Raw genomic sequence first — 14,991 nt, 5'->3', positions numbered from 1 at the left:
GCCAGTCAGTTAAGCGCTAGAGCAGGCAACCGTCGGCCTGTGGCGAGGGAGCTTGCTCCCGCTGGGCCGCGAAGCGACCCCAGAAAATGGGACTGCTGCGCAGTCCAGCGGGAGCAAGCTCCCTCGCCACGGTAAAGCGCTTCTCCTTAACTGACTGGCATTAGAGCTAGCCCGCTCCCACAGGGTATTGGGCGCCACGCCCCTAAACAGCACACCCGCCCTATTCAAAGCGCGCCGGCCGCGCTGTACAGTAGCGCCAGCCATGGAGTATCGGCGTCAACAACAGCTGGCCTTGGAAGCCAGTTCACGCAGGAAGCGCGTAGATGGACGATACAACCGGCAACGAACCGCTGCGTAATGACTTTTCCGGCCTCACCGCCGACATGCTGCATGCCATCATGGAATTGGTCAGCGACGGGATATGGGACTGGAATGCCAACACCGGGTTCGTCTACCGCAACCCCGGTTGGTACGAAATGCTTGGCTATTCGCGCCACTCCCTGGAAAACAGCGTATTTACCTGGGAAAACCTGATCCACCCTGAGGATTACCCGCGTGTAATGGCCGGCTTTGATGACTATATCTGCCAACGCGCGCCCCATTACCGAGCCGAATACCGCTGTCGAAAACAGGACGGTACTTACCTCTGGATCGAGGACCGTGGTTACGTCATTGCGCGCAATCCCGACAATTCTGTCGCACGCATGGTGGGCGCACACCGCGATATCCATACACGCAAAAGCTCCATAGAACGCCTGCAAAAGCGTAACCAGTCCCTTGAGGCCCTGGTGGTCGAGCGCACGCTTGAGTTGTCACGCGTCAATCAGCAGTTGCAGCTGCAACTGGACGAAAACCGCTTCCTGGCCGAACAGGATGCCCTGACGCGCATCGCCAATCGTTATCGCCTGGAAAAAGTAATGCTCCACGAGTGCAACCGCGCCGAGCGCTTTCGTTTGCCGCTGGCGCTGGTGGCCATGGATATCGATGACTTCAAACCGATCAACGACCGACATGGCCATGGCGTGGGCGACCAGACGCTGATACAGGTCGTGGAAGGCCTGAACGCCTGCGTACGGGTAGATGACTTGCTGGCCCGCTGGGGCGGCGATGAATTTATGCTGGTCTTGCCCAACAGTACGCTGGAGACAGCGAAGGAACTGGCCGAAAGGGTGCGCCATAAAATCCAGGAAATACCCGCCGTGGGTAATACCCGGATCACCCTGAGCCTGGGGGTGGTGGAACGGCGGCTGGGCGAATCACCGGCAGCCCTGATGGCGCGCGCCGATCAGGCGCTGTATCGATCCAAGGCGGCGGGCAAGAATGGCGTGTCGGAATAAATAACCGGCAGTTGCGCGCCCCTCCTCTGCCGGCTGACGGCCTGAGTCACATCCCGACTTTTAATAATGATCCGGCGACTTTATTTCGTTTGCGGCAGGGACGCTCGCGCGGCTTAGATAAAACCGAGCCCATCACTGCCGAGTCAACGATCCATGAGCCGCGAAACCATCAGCCAATCGATTTCCATCGTCCATCCCATCAGCCTCAGCCACGGTAAAAACGCCGAAGTCTGGGACACCGCGGGTAAGCGCTATATCGATTTTGTCGGCGGCATCGGCGTACTCAACCTCGGCCATTGTCACCCCGCCGTGGTGCAAGCGATCGGCGAGCAAGCGGCCAGGCTCACCCACTATGCGTTCAACGCTGCGCCGCACCTGCCCTACATCGAATTGATGGAGCGCCTGACCGCGTTTATTCCGGTGAGCTACCCGGTCAGCGGCATGCTCACCAACAGCGGCGCGGAGGCCGCAGAAAACGCCTTGAAGATAGTGCGCGGCGCCACCGGCCGCACGGCGGTAATTGCCTTTGACGGCGCGTTTCATGGCCGCACCCTGGCCACCCTCAACCTCAACGGCAAGGTTGCGCCCTATAAGCAAAAGATCGGTCTGCTGCCAGGCCCCGTGTATCACCTGCCCTACCCCAGCGCCGACAACGGCGTGACCTGCGCCGAAGCGCTGAAGGCCATGGAGCGCCTGTTCAGCGTGGAAATCGACGTCAACGATGTCGCCTGCTTCATCATTGAACCGGTACAGGGCGAAGGCGGTTTCCTTGCCCTGGATATCGAATTTGCCCAGGCCCTGCGGCGCTTTTGTGACGAGAACGACATCCTGCTGATCGCCGACGAAATCCAGTCGGGTTTCGGTCGCACCGGGCAGCGATTTGCCTTCTCGCGCCTGGACATCGAGCCCGACCTGATCCTGCTCGGCAAAAGCATCGCCGGCGGCGTGCCGCTGGGGGCGGTGGTCGGGCGCAAGGCTCTGATGGACAACCTGCCTAAAGGTGGGCTGGGTGGTACCTATTCCGGCAACCCCATCGCCTGCGCCGCCGCATTGGCGACCCTCGATGTCATGACCGATGAGCACCTGCACGCATGGGGCTCCCAGCAGGAAGCGGCGATTGTGCGACGTTATCAAGCGTGGCGCGCGCAATCGCTGTCGCCTTACCTGGGCCGTCTCACCGGGGTCGGTGCCATGCGCGGCATCGAACTGGCGCACGCCGACGGTACGCCCGCCACCAAGCAACTGACCCAATTGCTGAGCCTGGCGCGCGCGGCCGGCCTGCTGCTGATGCCCAGCGGCAAGTCGCGGCATATCATCCGGCTGCTGGCACCGCTGACCATCGAGCCGGCAGTGCTGGAGGAAGGCCTGGATACGCTGCAGGCGTGCCTCAAGCAACTGGACTAGTCGCCTGCGCTCGCAGAGCCTGCTGACGCTGACGCCTTGACCTGACTCCCCTGCCCGCTGAAAATGCCCGACGTTTTTTTGTCTCTCCCGTTTACTGAAGTAGTGAAATTTCAATGTCCGATTCGTACACCGCTGAATCCGCCGAAGCCTCCGTAGTCGTCTCGCACGCCAAAGCCGAGTACGAAAACGCCATCAATCTTTCACAGCATCTGCCAGCGGCCAAGATCATCAGCGAAATGGTGCTGGACGCGTTTCACACCTCCAGGGAAAGCGACCAGATCCGCGAGCTGCGCGTGGCTATCCGTCAGGCCCACGACGCCTTCGACGATGACACGGCCTACGACCTGATGGGCCAGCTCAAGCAATTGAAGGATGCCGAAGCCGCCGACAACGCCGCCTTGGAAGACCTGAGCAGCAAGTTTTCCATCAGCCGCATTCTGTCCAGCTTCAAGGACGACCCCCAATTCCAGGAGCTGCTTTACGGCCTGGCCCTCAAGGTGCTGAACCAGTCGCACCAGGCCATCAGCCACCCAAGCGCCGGCAAGAACAAAGCCGCACGCGCCAAGAAAGAAGCCGAGGTGTTTGTGATCAGCAAGGATGGCATCAGCGTCACCCTGCCGCTGCGCACGCCGCGCTCCAAACTCAACGTCGACCGTGAAGCGTTCGAATTCCTGGGGTTCAACTTTGTTGGCGAGGGCGAGGAAGCCGAGCCGGACGTGGAAAGCTTTGTGGATAATGCGGGTACTGAACAGCCGCTGAGCCGCAAGAGCGTGATCACTGCGCTACAGCAACAAACTGCGTTTGACGGGTACAGCATCGCCCAGCAGTAACGCGTTGACGGCAACACAGCAGGCCCCCTGTGGGAGGGGCCTGCTCCCACAGTTTTTGTTTTGTGTGTTTCAGCCTACGCGCGCGACCTGCGCCGCGAACGCCTCGCGAAACCGCTGCATGTCCTGTTTATTGCCCACCGTCACCCGCACCCATTGCGGCCAGTTTTCCCATACCCGCCCAACCAGCACATTCTGTGCCGCCAGCCGTTCAACCACCGGCTCTGCCGGTTGTTTCACGTCGATCATGAAGCAGTTGCTGTGGGACACGGTGCAGGTAAACCCCCGTCCGTTCAGCCAGGCGATAGTTTCATCACGCAAGCCGGCATTGAGCGCCTTGCGCTGGCCCAGCAGCTTGACGTCTTCCAGGCTGGCGTGGGCGCCCAGCAGGCTGGCGCCGGCCGGTACGTTGTCGCCGCCGAACACCGCCAACCGCTCCAGCAATGCCGGGTGGCCGATGGCCAGGCCCAGGCGCGCGCCGGCCATGCCGTAGATTTTGGAGAAGGTGCGCAGCACCAGCAGGTCGTCGTGGTCCTTGATCCAGCTCACGCAACTGGGGGCATCGCAGAAGTCGATATAGGCTTCGTCCACCACCAGCACGCTGCCTTTGGGTTTGTTCGCCAGCGCCTGGCGGATAGCCTCGGTCGAGGTCAGGGTGCCGGTCGGGTTGTTGGGGTTGCACAGGTACAGCATGCCGGCCTGGGGATCAGCCGCGAGCATGGCCGGTACATCATGGGCATGCTGGGCATCGAGGTTCACTTCGTGTACCGGTGCCTTGTTCGACTCGGCCGCCTGGCGCGGAACTTCGTAGGACGGCGTGGCCATCACCACGCCACGGGTTGGGCTGGTGAAGGCCAACACGGCATAGCGCAGAGCGGCCATGGAGCCGGCGAATACCGCCACGTTCTCTTCGTTAATACCTTGCTGCCGGGCAAACAGCGCCGCCAGGGCGTACATGTGCGAGTAGGGATAACGCCCCGCTGCCGCACTGCCACGCTGCATCGCTTCAAGCGCCGCTTTTGACGGCCCATAAGGGCTTTCGTTGTAATTGAGCAATACGTAGTCAGAGGCCGCCGGTTCAGGGCTTGCGACCGCCCAATCGAGATGCCCGAGAACAGGCAAGGCTGCGCCCAGGGCGAGAAGGGACCGACGACTGACGTTGACCATGGTGACTACTCCTTGTAGACGGACGGGGGATTCCTACGAGTCGTACAGAGGAGTATGACGAAGTACATGTCGTCCGATTTAGCATCACCCGATAGCCAACGCGGCGCACCGCGCCTGAACTGGCATGCCCCCGCAATTTGATCGGTGTACGGCTGGAACGGGCATGACGCGTCCAGCAATGTTATTTCAGCTGCAACTTGTGCTTCAGGCTCTGCATGACATTCGCCTTGTCCTGCAGGTAGTCATTCAAGCCCCGGGCGCGCAGATTGCACGCATCACACTCGCCACAGCCGGTGCCGATGATGCCGTTGTAGCAAGTCAACGTCTGCTCGCGCACCAGTTCCAGTTGCCCGTGATAATCGGCCAGGGCCCAGGTCTCGGCCTTGTTCAGCCACATCAAAGGGGTGTCCAGACGCACGTCGTATTCCATGCCCAGCTTGAGCGCCTGGTTCAACGCTTTGACGAATTCATCGCGGCAATCCGGGTAGCCCGAGAAGTCGGTTTCGCAGACGCCGGTGATGACGCTCTGGGCCTTCACTTGATAGGCGTAGATCGCGGCCAGGGTCAGGAACAGGATATTGCGGCCCGGCACGAAGGTGCTCGGCAGGCTCTCGCCCGAGCTGTTCACGGTCGGCACGGGGATGTTGTCACGGGTCAGGCTGCTGATCGCCAGCTCATTGAGCAGCGACACATCCATCACTTTGTGTACGGTGGCGCCCAGTTGCTTGGCCAGCTTGCGGGCGACTTCGATTTCCGCCACGTGACGCTGCCCATAATCAAACGTAATGCAGTGCACTTCGTCATACAGCGGCAGTGCCTGGACCAGACAGGTGGTCGAATCCTGCCCGCCACTGAACACCATAACGGCTTTTTTACGCATTGCTTGGCTTCCTGAATTCGAAGAATTTGGGTGTAAAGCGAGCTTGCTCGCAAAAAACGTAAACGATAACGCAGCGTATCCGGTTTGGCGCAGCGCTCAATAAAAAACCCCGCGCTTCTTGCGAAGGCGGGGCTGTTTACTACTCAAAAGCTACCGCTCAGACCACTCAGCGTGCGTACGTCAGCAACAGCTCTTTCGGTACTTGGAAATCCAGGGACATCATCACGCTGAGCGCGGTGATGGTGAAGATCGAGAACACGAACAGCTTGCGCGCCCAGACGGTGTCGTCCACCGCCTTGTAGCCGGTCCAGGCCATGTACAACCAGTACATGCCCATGGCGGCGGCAACGGCGAGGTAGCTCATGCCGGCGTAGCCACTGAAGGTCAACATCAAGGTCGCCACGAGGAAGGCCAGGATGTAGAGCAGGATGTGTTTCTTGGCCACCTGGATGCCACGCTTGACCGGCAGAACCGGAATCGAAGCAGCCAGGTAGTCATTGAAGCGGAAAATCGCGATGGCGTAGGAATGCGGCATCTGCCACAGGCTGAACATCACCAGCAGCACCAGCGCGGCCATGTCGAAGCTATTGGTTACAGCCACATAACCAATCACCGGCGGCATCGCCCCCGACAGACTGCCCACCAACGTGCCGTGTACCGACTTGCGCTTGAGGTAGAGGCTGTAGAGGCCGACGTAGATGACAAAACCGATCACGGCAAACAGCGCCGCCAGCGGGTTGGCCACCTTGTACAACAACACCACGCCCGCAACACCCAGGACGGTCGCGAAGATCAGTGCCAGTTTCAGGGAGATAAGGCCCTGGACCAACACGCGATTCTTGGTGCGCTCCATCTTGATGTCGATGTCACGGTCGATGCAGTTGTTGAACACGCAACCGGAAGCAACCACCAGGGACGTACCGATCATTGCAGCCAGGAAGATGGCCAGATCGACATGTCCCTTGGAGGCCAGGAAGAAACCGCCCGCCACAGAAAGCACGTTACCGAAAATGATCCCCGGTTTGGTGATTTGGATAAAGTGCTTAAGCGACATCGGGTTTTACCTCACTTCGCCATCATGTAGGTGTGGATGCTGAACATGATCCACAGCGACAGACCAACCAGCAGAACAATCACCAGGCCTGCGAACACAAACGCAATCACGTTCTCGCGCTGCTCTTTGGAACGATCCAGGTGCAGGAAGTACACCAGGTGAACCAGGACCTGAATCACCGCAAACGCCAGGACGATCATCAAGGTGATCGACTTCGGCAAGGTGGGGTACATCACCAGGCCGAACGGGATCAGGGTCAGGATGACCGACAGGATGAAGCCGATGGCGTAAGACTTTACGCTGCCGTGGCTTGAATCGTGGCTGTCATGGGAGTGTGCATTAGCCATTACAGAGTCCCCATCAAGTAAACGACGGTGAATACGCAGATCCAGACCACGTCCAGGAAGTGCCAGAACAGGCTCAGGCAGCTCAGGCGGGTCTTGTTGGTGTTGGTCAGGCCGTGTTTATTGACCTGATACATCATCACCGCCATCCACAGCAGGCCGGCGGATACGTGCAGACCGTGGGTACCGACCAGCGTGAAGAATGCCGACAGGAAACCGGAACGGTGCGGGCCGTAGCCTTCGGAGATCAGCAGGTGGAACTCGTTGATCTCCATGCCGATGAAGCCCAGGCCGAACAGGAAGGTCAGGCCCAGCCAGCTCAGCACGCCCTTCTTGTTGCCCTTGTAGAAGGCCAACATGGCGAAGCCGTAGGTGATCGAACTGAACAACAGCAAGGCGGTTTCGCCGAGCACGTAAGGCAGTTCGAAGATGTCGTGGCCCGACGGGCCACCCGCTACGTTATTTACCAGTACCGCGTACACCGCGAAGATCGACGCAAACAAGATGCAGTCGGTCATCAGGTAGAGCCAGAAACCGAAGACGGTTATTGGCCCCGAGTCGTGGTGATGGTCATCGTGCCCATGGTCATCGACATGGGCGTGTCCAGCATTGGTCACTAAGTTCGACATGGTTTAAGCCTGTTCCAACGAGGTTTCTACACGGTTGGCCGGAATCTTCTTCTCGGCTACCAGGCGAGCGTGCTGCTCGGCTTCGATGCGTTCGATCGTTTCGACCGGCACCATGTAGCCTTGATCATCACGGGCAGCGTGAATGATGAAGTAACCGATAGTGCCCACCAGGCTCGCGATTGCCAGCCACCAGATGTGCCAGATCATCGCGAAACCGAACACGGTCAACAGCGCACCCATCACCACGCCGGTGGCGGTGTTGTTTGGCATGTGGATCGGCTCGTAGTGCTTGGGCTTCTGGTACGCAGTACCGTCTTCCTTGGCTTCGGTGAACGCATCGATGGTGTTCGCGGTAGGGATCACAGCGAAGTTGTAGAACGGTGGCGGCGACGAGGTCGACCATTCCAGAGTGTGGCCGTTCCACGGGTCGCCGGACTCGCACATGTTCTGCTTGCGGTCACGCACGCTGACATACAACTGGATCAGCTGGCAGGCGATACCTGCAGCGATCATCAACGCACCGAACATGGCGACGTACAGGTACGGCACCCACTCAGGGTTGGTGGTGGCGTTCAGACGACGGGTCATGCCCATGAAGCCCAGTGCATAGAGCGGCATGAACGCGACGAAGAAGCCCGAGATCCACAGCCAGAATGCAGCCTTGCCCCAACCTTCGTGCAGCTTGAAGCCGAACGCTTTCGGGAAGTAGAAGCTGAAGCCTGCGATGTAACCGAATACCGCGCCGCCGATGATCACGTTGTGGAAGTGAGCGATCACGAACAGGCTGTTGTGCAGTACGAAGTCAGCACCCGGAATGGCCAGCAGTACGCCGGTCATGCCGCCGATGGCGAAGGTCACCATGAAGCCCAGGGTCCACAGAACCTGGCTGGTCATGCGCAAACGACCGTGGTAGATGGTGAACAGCCAGTTGAATAGCTTCACCCCCGTCGGGATGGAAATCAGCATCGTCGCCAGGCCGAAGAAGGCGTTGACGCTGGCCCCCGAACCCATGGTGAAGAAGTGGTGCAGCCACACCATGAAGCCCAGTACGGAGATCGCGCCGGAGGCGTAGACCATCGAGTGGTGACCGAACAGGCGCTTGCCGGTAAAGGTCGAGATCACTTCGGAGAAGATACCGAACGCCGGCAGGATCAGGATGTACACCTCAGGGTGACCCCATGCCCAGAACAGGTTCACGTACATCATTGGATTGCCACCAAGTTCATTGGTGAAAATGTGGAAATCCAGGTAACGGTCAAGCGACAGCAGCGCCATGGTAGCGGCCAGGATCGGGAACGAAGCCACGATCAGGACGTTTGCCCAGGTGCAGGTCCAGGTGAAGATCGGCATGTCCATCAGTTTCATGCCAGGGGCGCGCATTTTCAGCACGGTGGCCAGGAAGTTGACCCCCGTCAATGTCGTCCCGAGTCCTGATAACTGCAGGGCCCAGATGTAGTAGTCCACACCCACGCCCGGACTGTATTGCAGCCCCGACAATGGCGGATACGCAACCCAACCGGTCTTGGCGAATTCGCCAACGCCCAGGGACACGTTGATCAGCACCACGCCGGACACCAGCAGCCAGAAGCTCAGGGAGTTCAGGAACGGGTAGGCAACGTCACGCGCACCGATCTGCAGCGGCAAGGCAAGGTTCATCAAGCCGGTGAAGAATGGCATCGCCATGAAGATGATCATGATCACACCGTGGGCGGTGAAGATCTGGTCATAGTGTTCAGGCGGCAGGTAGCCAGGCGAACCCTCGGTGGCCATGGCCAACTGGGTACGCATCATGATGGCGTCGGCAAAGCCACGCAGCAGCATGACCATGGCAACGATGACGTACATGACGCCGATTTTCTTGTGGTCGACCGACGTCAGCCACTCGGTCCACAGGTAGGTCCACTTCTTGAAGTACGTGATACCTGCAAACAGTGCCAGACCACCCAGCGCGATCATGGCGATGGTAATCATCACAATCGGCTCGTGGAACGGGACCGCATCCCAACTTAATTTACCAAACATCGTTTACTCCTCTGCCCCAGCAGTTGAATGCGAGCCCGTGTCAGAACCTTCAACCACGGCCACTTCTTTCTTCTCGTGCTTGACCGGCTTGCCTGGCTTCATACCTTCGTACTTGTCGACGATTTTCTGAAACAGGTTCGGCTCAAACGCGGAGTACAGCGCGACAGGGTTGTTCTGGCTTGGTTTGGTCAGGGCGTCGTATTCAGCTTGATCAAGCTGTTTAGGTGCGGCCTTGACTTCGGCTACCCAGGCGTCAAATTCTTCCTGGCTCGTCGAGATCGCTTTGAATTTCATGCCGGTGAAGCCAGCGCCGCTGTAGTTGGCGGAGATGCCTTCCATTTCGGCTTTCTGGTTGGCGATCAGGTGCAGCTTGGTCTGCATGCCTGCCATCGCATAGATCTGGCCGCCCAGGGCTGGGATGAAGAACGAGTTCATCACGGCGTCGGAGGTGATCTTGAAGTTAAGCGGCGTGTGCTCCGGGAACCGAATCTGGTTCACAGTGGCGATACCCAGGTCCGGGTAGATGAACAGCCACTTCCAGTCCAGCGCGACCACTTCGATGTTGATCGGCTTGACGTCCGATTCCAGCGGGCGGTACGGGTCCAGTGCGTGGGTGGACTTGTAGGTCACATAACCCAGGGCAACGATGATGAGGATCGGGACCAGCCACACCGCGATTTCGATCTTGGTGGAGTGCGACCACTTCGGCGCGTAGGTGGCGCTGGTGTTGGATGCGCGGTATTTCCAGGCGAAGGCGAAGGTCATGATGATCACAGGGACCACGACCAGCAGCATCAGCAGGGTGGCGGTGATGATCAGGTTTCGTTCATCCAGACCGACCTGTCCTTTTGGGTCGAGCAAGGTCCACTTGCAGCCTCCCAGCATTAACATCATGCCAAGCAGCGGCAAAAAGCCTAGTAATCGGGGGTACCTGTTTTTACTCATCTCACGACCTCTAAAGCAGCTTGCGCAATGCAGTTGGGTTTTGATCGCCAACACTTCACCCTGCCAAGGGTTGGCATTTCTCTTCGATTGAATAAGAGCCTGCCCATCACGCCATAAGGTGACGTTTCACGGACCTGCGGTGAGTTCTTATTCGATTTCGTGGCTAAAGGCCTTGTTACAGACCAATTCCATTTGGTGCGGATAGTTGAAAGGCTGCCGGAACCTGGGATCGCACAGAGCCTTCCATCTGCTCCTCGACCGCTCCAATGCTCAAATATTGAACAGCACCGGACATTCAGTGCGGGCGATTGTAGTTAGCTAGCGATGTATAAACCATGTCTGATAAAGAAATAATTTTTATCGATTACAGCAATAATCCTTCACCATTCTTGCAATGGTTCGCGATCTTATCGTGTTCAATTCTCAACAAAAACCACAAAAATTGCGCTGTTACTGGGCAGATTGCCACACCCCTTACTCGGTGTAAGGGCATGGCAAACGGAGTAAAGTCCCCATAAAACAAGGCATTTACAGAACACGCCTGGGCTCGAACCGCGCGTGTTTGGCGCTGTGTTTCCAACCACGAACTGACAGCACAGTTTGCGCCTCGGATGCAAATTCAGAGGCCGGTTCGGCCGCTCAAAAACCTCCTGCGGCAACCTCCGTGTGACAACATGTCGCACGCTGCGCGCACGATTCCTTGCTGCTCGTCACGGCCCTTTCACAAATCCCTGCAAACAAAAACGCCCTGGCCTTCACTGAAGAAGACCGGGGCGTTTCATTGAACGGCTTCAGGCTTTGGGGTGGCGATTACGATAGATGCACAGGGGCACCAGGATCACCGTCAGCACGAATGCCACCAATGCCCACTGCGCCAGGGACAGGCCGAGGATCGGCGGATAGGGCGTGCTGCAAAAGCCGTCGACCTGAAAGCCCAGGGGAAACACTTTGGCCAGGGGCAGGTCATCGACGATCGGCTGCAGCACATCAATGCCGCAACTGACCTGGGGGAAGAATTGGGTGTACACGTGGTGACCGGCAGCCGCCACACCGCCCAGGGCGCTGAGAATCACCAGCCCTTCAAAGACCGTGACCGCCCTCTGGGTGCGCATGGCAGCGCCGATGAACGCAAAAATCGCAATCAACAGCAAGGCGTAGCGTTGCAGGATGCACAGCGGGCATGGCGCTTCGCCCAGCACCACTTGCATGTACAGCGCCCCGCCGATCAGCGCCAGGCAGATGATGCCCAGCAACACCAGAAAGCGCCGCTCCCTGCCCAAACGCATTTCGTCACTCATGTCCGGTTCCCTTTGTTTGGTTGTGCCTGATGGCCACAAGTTTACACACAGGCACTGGTTAAAACAGAGGGCGGTTAACAGCGGATTAATCAGACCTTGCGCAGGAGCAAGCTTGCTGGCGAAAAACCCAAGGGCACCGCGTTCATCAGGATGGCCACGTTTTCGTTAACGATCTTCGCGAGCACGCTCGCTCCTACAGGGAGGGGTGGTTATTCCAGCGATGCCGCCGGGCCGAAGAATTCGTAGCGGCTTTGTTTCTCGGGCACGCCCAGCGCCTTGAGGTGACGCTTGATCGCCGCCATGAAGCCCTTGGGCCCCAGGAAGTAAGCATCAATGTCGCGCTGCTCGGGCAACCACGCCGCCAGTTGTTCCTGGCTCAACAGGCCGACCTTATCCGCCGCCGGGCTTACGCCGTCGTCCTCGGCATAGCAGTAGAACCGCTTGAGCTGCGGGTGCCTGGCCGCCAGCGTGTCTACCCAGTCACGGAACGCATGCACCCCGCCGTTACGCGCGCAGTGGATAAAGTGCACCGGGCGCTCGGTGGCCAGGGCTGCTTCGAGCATCGCCAGGGTTGGCGTAATGCCCACTCCGCCGCTGATCAGCACCAACGGCTTATCGCTGGCGGCCAGGGTGAATTCGCCCGAAGGCGGGAGCAGGTCAATCGTCGCGCCGACGTGCAGTTGATCATGCAGGTAGTTGGACACCCGCCCACCGGCTTCGCGCTTGACGCTGATGCGGTACAGGCCGGCATCGCTCAAAGCCGACAGGGAATAGTTGCGACGCACTTCCTCGCCATCGAGCACCAGCTTCATGCCGATGTATTGGCCGGGCGCAGCGTTGAGGATCGGGCCGTTGTCCACCGGGGCGAAGTAAAACGAGATAATTTCGTCGCTCTCCTGCACGCGCTTGACCAGCACGAACGGCCGCGCACCGCGCCAGCCGCCGGGCGCCTGGGCTTTCTCGTCATAGAGAGCGGCTTCGGCGCCGATCAGGATATCCGCCAACTGGCCGTAGGCCGCGCCCCAGGCACTCATCACCTCAGGGGTGGCAATCTCGCTGCCCAGCACTTCGGAAATAGCCCGCAGCAGGCAGGCCCCGACGATCGGGTAGTGTTCCGGCAGGATCTGCAAGGCCACATGCTTGTTGATGATCCTGGCCACCAGGTCGCCCAATTGGTCCAACTGGTCGATGTGCCGCGCGTACATCAGCACGCCATTGGCCAAGGCGCGGGGCTGGTCGCCGCTGGCCTGGTGAGCCTGGTTGAACAGTGGGCCAACTTCAGGGTATTCGGACAGCATCATGCGGTAGAAATGGGTGATCAGCGCTTCGCCACCGCTTTCCAGCAGGGGCACGGTGGATTGGATGATGGCACGGTCTTGGGCACTCAGCATGGGAGACTCCTGGGTCTTTTCGCTTATTGCCTTGAGGTACTCAGTAATCGTGCCAACTAATAAATTCATATTTTTCAAGAGGTTAAAAATTGCGTAGTCAATATGACTTCCTACAGCCTATAGTCATAAGGACTACAAGGAGTCATTATGACTGCACAACCGCTGCTCACCACGCTGCTGCCCCTCGTTGCCGACCTGTCACGGGAACTTCCCGAAGGCGAGCGCTATAGGCGCCTGCTGCAAGCCATGCGCGCCCTGCTGCCGTGTGATGCCGCCGCGTTGCTGCGCCTGGAGGGCGAGTGGCTGGTACCGCTGGCCGTGGATGGCTTGAGCGCCGACACCCTGGGCCGTCGCTTCAAGGTCAGCGAACACCCGCGTTTTGAGGTGCTGCTGAGCAGCCCCGGCCCTACCCGCTTCGACAGCGACAGCACATTGCCCGACCCTTACGACGGCCTGGTGGATGGCCTGCACGGGCATCTGGAAGTTCACGACTGCATGGGCTGCCCGTTGTTTATCGACGATCAACCGTGGGGCCTGCTGACCCTGGACGCCCTCGACACCGAGCGCTTTGAACGGGTCGAACTCGACGCCCTGCAAGCCTTTGCCAGCCTCGCCGCCGCCACGGTCAACGTCGCCGAGCGCATTGAACGGCTGGCGTTGCGTGCCGAAGACGAACACCAGCGCGCCGAGATCTACCGCCAGGCCAGCGGCCAGCAGCACAAGGAAATGATCGGCCAGAGCAAGGCGCACAAGCACTTGGTCGAGGAAATCAAACTGGTGGGCGGCAGTGACCTGACCGTGCTGATAACCGGTGAAACCGGGGTCGGCAAGGAGCTGGTCGCCCAGGCGATCCACGCCGCGTCGCCGCGTGCCGACAAACCCCTGATCAGCCTCAACTGCGCCGCGCTGCCCGAGACGCTGGTGGAAAGCGAGCTGTTCGGCCATGTGCGCGGCGCCTTCACCGGCGCGCTGAATGACCGCCGGGGCAAATTCGAATTGGCCGATGGCGGCACGTTATTCCTGGATGAAGTGGGCGAATTGTCGCTGACCGTACAAGCCAAACTGCTGCGCGTGCTGCAAAGCGGCCAATTGCAGCGCCTGGGCTCGGACAAAGAGCACCGGGTGGATGTGCGCCTGATTGCCGCAACCAATCGCGACCTGGCCGCAGAAGTGCGCACTGGCCGCTACCGCGCCGACTTCTACCACCGCCTGAGCGTCTACCCGTTGCAGGTGCCTGCGCTGCGTGAACGCGGGCGCGATGTGCTGCTGCTGGCCGGGTATTTTCTGGAACAGAACCGCTCACGCATGGGCCTGGGCAGCCTGCGCCTGACCAGCGATGCCCAGGCGGCGCTGCTGGCCTATGACTGGCCCGGCAATGTGCGCGAGTTGGAGCACCTGATCGGACGCAGTGCGCTCAAAGCCCTGGGGCGCCGCGGCGAGCGTCCGAAAATTCTCAGCCTGAGCGCTGTGGACCTGGACCTGCCTGATGTCAGCGCACCCGCCCTCGAGGCACCGGCCGCTGCGGTCTGCGAAGTCACCGGCGACCTGCGCCAGGCCACCGAGCACTACCAACGCCAGGTCATCAGCGCCTGCCTGGAACGTCACCAGCACAACTGGGCCGGCGCCGCCCGTGAACTGGGCCTGGACCGCGCCAACCTCGGCCGCATGGCCAAGCGTCTTGGGCTCAAATAGA

At 59.6% G+C, this 14,991-nt stretch carries 13 protein-coding genes and 1 pseudogene; 5 read left to right on the top strand and 9 right to left on the bottom strand.

Translation table 11 applies throughout. The features are described 5' to 3' along the window. Positions 1-323 precede the first annotated feature (323 nt). The 3 genes from Q1V60_RS12010 to Q1V60_RS12000 all read left to right on the top strand — a co-directional run bounded on the left by Q1V60_RS12010 (position 324) and on the right by Q1V60_RS12000 (position 3,571). Positions 324-1,337 carry a sensor domain-containing diguanylate cyclase gene (locus Q1V60_RS12010; protein ID WP_300630496.1) on the top strand — a complete coding sequence of 338 codons (1,014 nt, stop codon included), beginning with the start codon at positions 324-326 and terminating at the stop codon, positions 1,335-1,337. Between the two features lie 153 nt (positions 1,338-1,490). Beyond that, positions 1,491-2,741, top strand: a complete 1,251-nt coding sequence (locus Q1V60_RS12005) for an aspartate aminotransferase family protein (protein WP_300630494.1) — start codon at positions 1,491-1,493, stop codon at positions 2,739-2,741. Between the two features lie 113 nt (positions 2,742-2,854). Beyond that, on the top strand, positions 2,855-3,571 hold the full coding sequence (locus Q1V60_RS12000; RefSeq protein ID WP_300630493.1) for a hypothetical protein: 717 nt from the start codon (positions 2,855-2,857) through the stop codon (positions 3,569-3,571). 69 nt (positions 3,572-3,640) lie between these two features. On the opposite strand, the gene Q1V60_RS11995 is transcribed toward Q1V60_RS12000, so the two are convergent. The 7 genes from Q1V60_RS11995 to cyoA all read right to left on the bottom strand — a co-directional run bounded on the left by Q1V60_RS11995 (position 3,641) and on the right by cyoA (position 10,609). Further along, positions 3,641-4,735, bottom strand: coding sequence for a pyridoxal phosphate-dependent aminotransferase (locus tag Q1V60_RS11995; RefSeq protein WP_300630492.1), 1,095 nt, complete (start codon positions 4,733-4,735; stop codon positions 3,641-3,643). 181 nt (positions 4,736-4,916) lie between these two features. Beyond that, complete coding sequence (gene queC / locus Q1V60_RS11990; RefSeq protein ID WP_300630490.1) at positions 4,917-5,615, bottom strand: 7-cyano-7-deazaguanine synthase QueC; 699 nt, start codon at positions 5,613-5,615, stop codon at positions 4,917-4,919. A 166-nt stretch (positions 5,616-5,781) separates the two neighbouring features. Then, on the bottom strand, positions 5,782-6,669 hold the full coding sequence (cyoE, locus tag Q1V60_RS11985; protein WP_300630488.1) for a heme o synthase: 888 nt from the start codon (positions 6,667-6,669) through the stop codon (positions 5,782-5,784). Positions 6,670-6,680: 11 nt separating this feature from the next. Continuing rightward, positions 6,681-7,016, bottom strand: a complete 336-nt coding sequence (gene cyoD / locus Q1V60_RS11980; protein WP_003194051.1) for a cytochrome o ubiquinol oxidase subunit IV — start codon at positions 7,014-7,016, stop codon at positions 6,681-6,683. Further along, on the bottom strand, positions 7,016-7,642 hold the full coding sequence (locus Q1V60_RS11975) for a cytochrome o ubiquinol oxidase subunit III (protein WP_300630485.1): 627 nt from the start codon (positions 7,640-7,642) through the stop codon (positions 7,016-7,018). Before Q1V60_RS11975 ends, cyoD begins: the two co-directional genes overlap by 1 nt. 3 nt (positions 7,643-7,645) lie before the next feature. Further along, the gene (gene cyoB / locus Q1V60_RS11970) at positions 7,646-9,664 is read right to left on the bottom strand and encodes a cytochrome o ubiquinol oxidase subunit I (RefSeq protein ID WP_300630483.1); all 2,019 of its coding nucleotides are present in this window, start codon (positions 9,662-9,664) and stop codon (positions 7,646-7,648) included. Between the two features lie 3 nt (positions 9,665-9,667). Further along, positions 9,668-10,609 carry a ubiquinol oxidase subunit II gene (gene cyoA / locus Q1V60_RS11965; protein ID WP_300630481.1) on the bottom strand — a complete coding sequence of 314 codons (942 nt, stop codon included), beginning with the start codon at positions 10,607-10,609 and terminating at the stop codon, positions 9,668-9,670. Between the two features lie 27 nt (positions 10,610-10,636). On the opposite strand from cyoA, the pseudogene Q1V60_RS24950 reads away from it, so the two are divergent. Continuing rightward, positions 10,637-10,927: pseudogene (locus Q1V60_RS24950) on the top strand (hypothetical protein). Between the two features lie 473 nt (positions 10,928-11,400). On the opposite strand, the gene Q1V60_RS11960 reads toward Q1V60_RS24950, so the two are convergent. Then, a complete protein-coding gene (locus tag Q1V60_RS11960) occupies positions 11,401-11,907 on the bottom strand; it encodes a disulfide bond formation protein B (protein WP_300630479.1) in 507 nt (168 codons plus the stop codon). A 209-nt stretch (positions 11,908-12,116) separates the two neighbouring features. Continuing rightward, positions 12,117-13,298: an NO-inducible flavohemoprotein gene (hmpA, locus tag Q1V60_RS11955; RefSeq protein WP_300630478.1), complete on the bottom strand. Its 1,182-nt coding sequence runs from the start codon at positions 13,296-13,298 to the stop codon at positions 12,117-12,119. A gap of 147 nt (positions 13,299-13,445) precedes the next feature. Here hmpA and norR point away from each other — a divergent pair, with 147 nt between their 5' ends. Next, the gene (gene norR, locus Q1V60_RS11950) at positions 13,446-14,990 is read left to right on the top strand and encodes a nitric oxide reductase transcriptional regulator NorR (protein ID WP_300630476.1); all 1,545 of its coding nucleotides are present in this window, start codon (positions 13,446-13,448) and stop codon (positions 14,988-14,990) included. The last annotated feature ends 1 nt before the right edge of the window (position 14,991 follow it).

The sequence above is a fragment of the Pseudomonas sp. genome, assembly GCF_030147005.1.
Taxonomy (GTDB): Bacteria; Pseudomonadota; Gammaproteobacteria; order Pseudomonadales; family Pseudomonadaceae; genus Aquipseudomonas.
The sequence above is the reverse complement of the archived record's forward strand: the minus strand, read 5'-3'. Positions and strand labels throughout refer to the sequence as shown.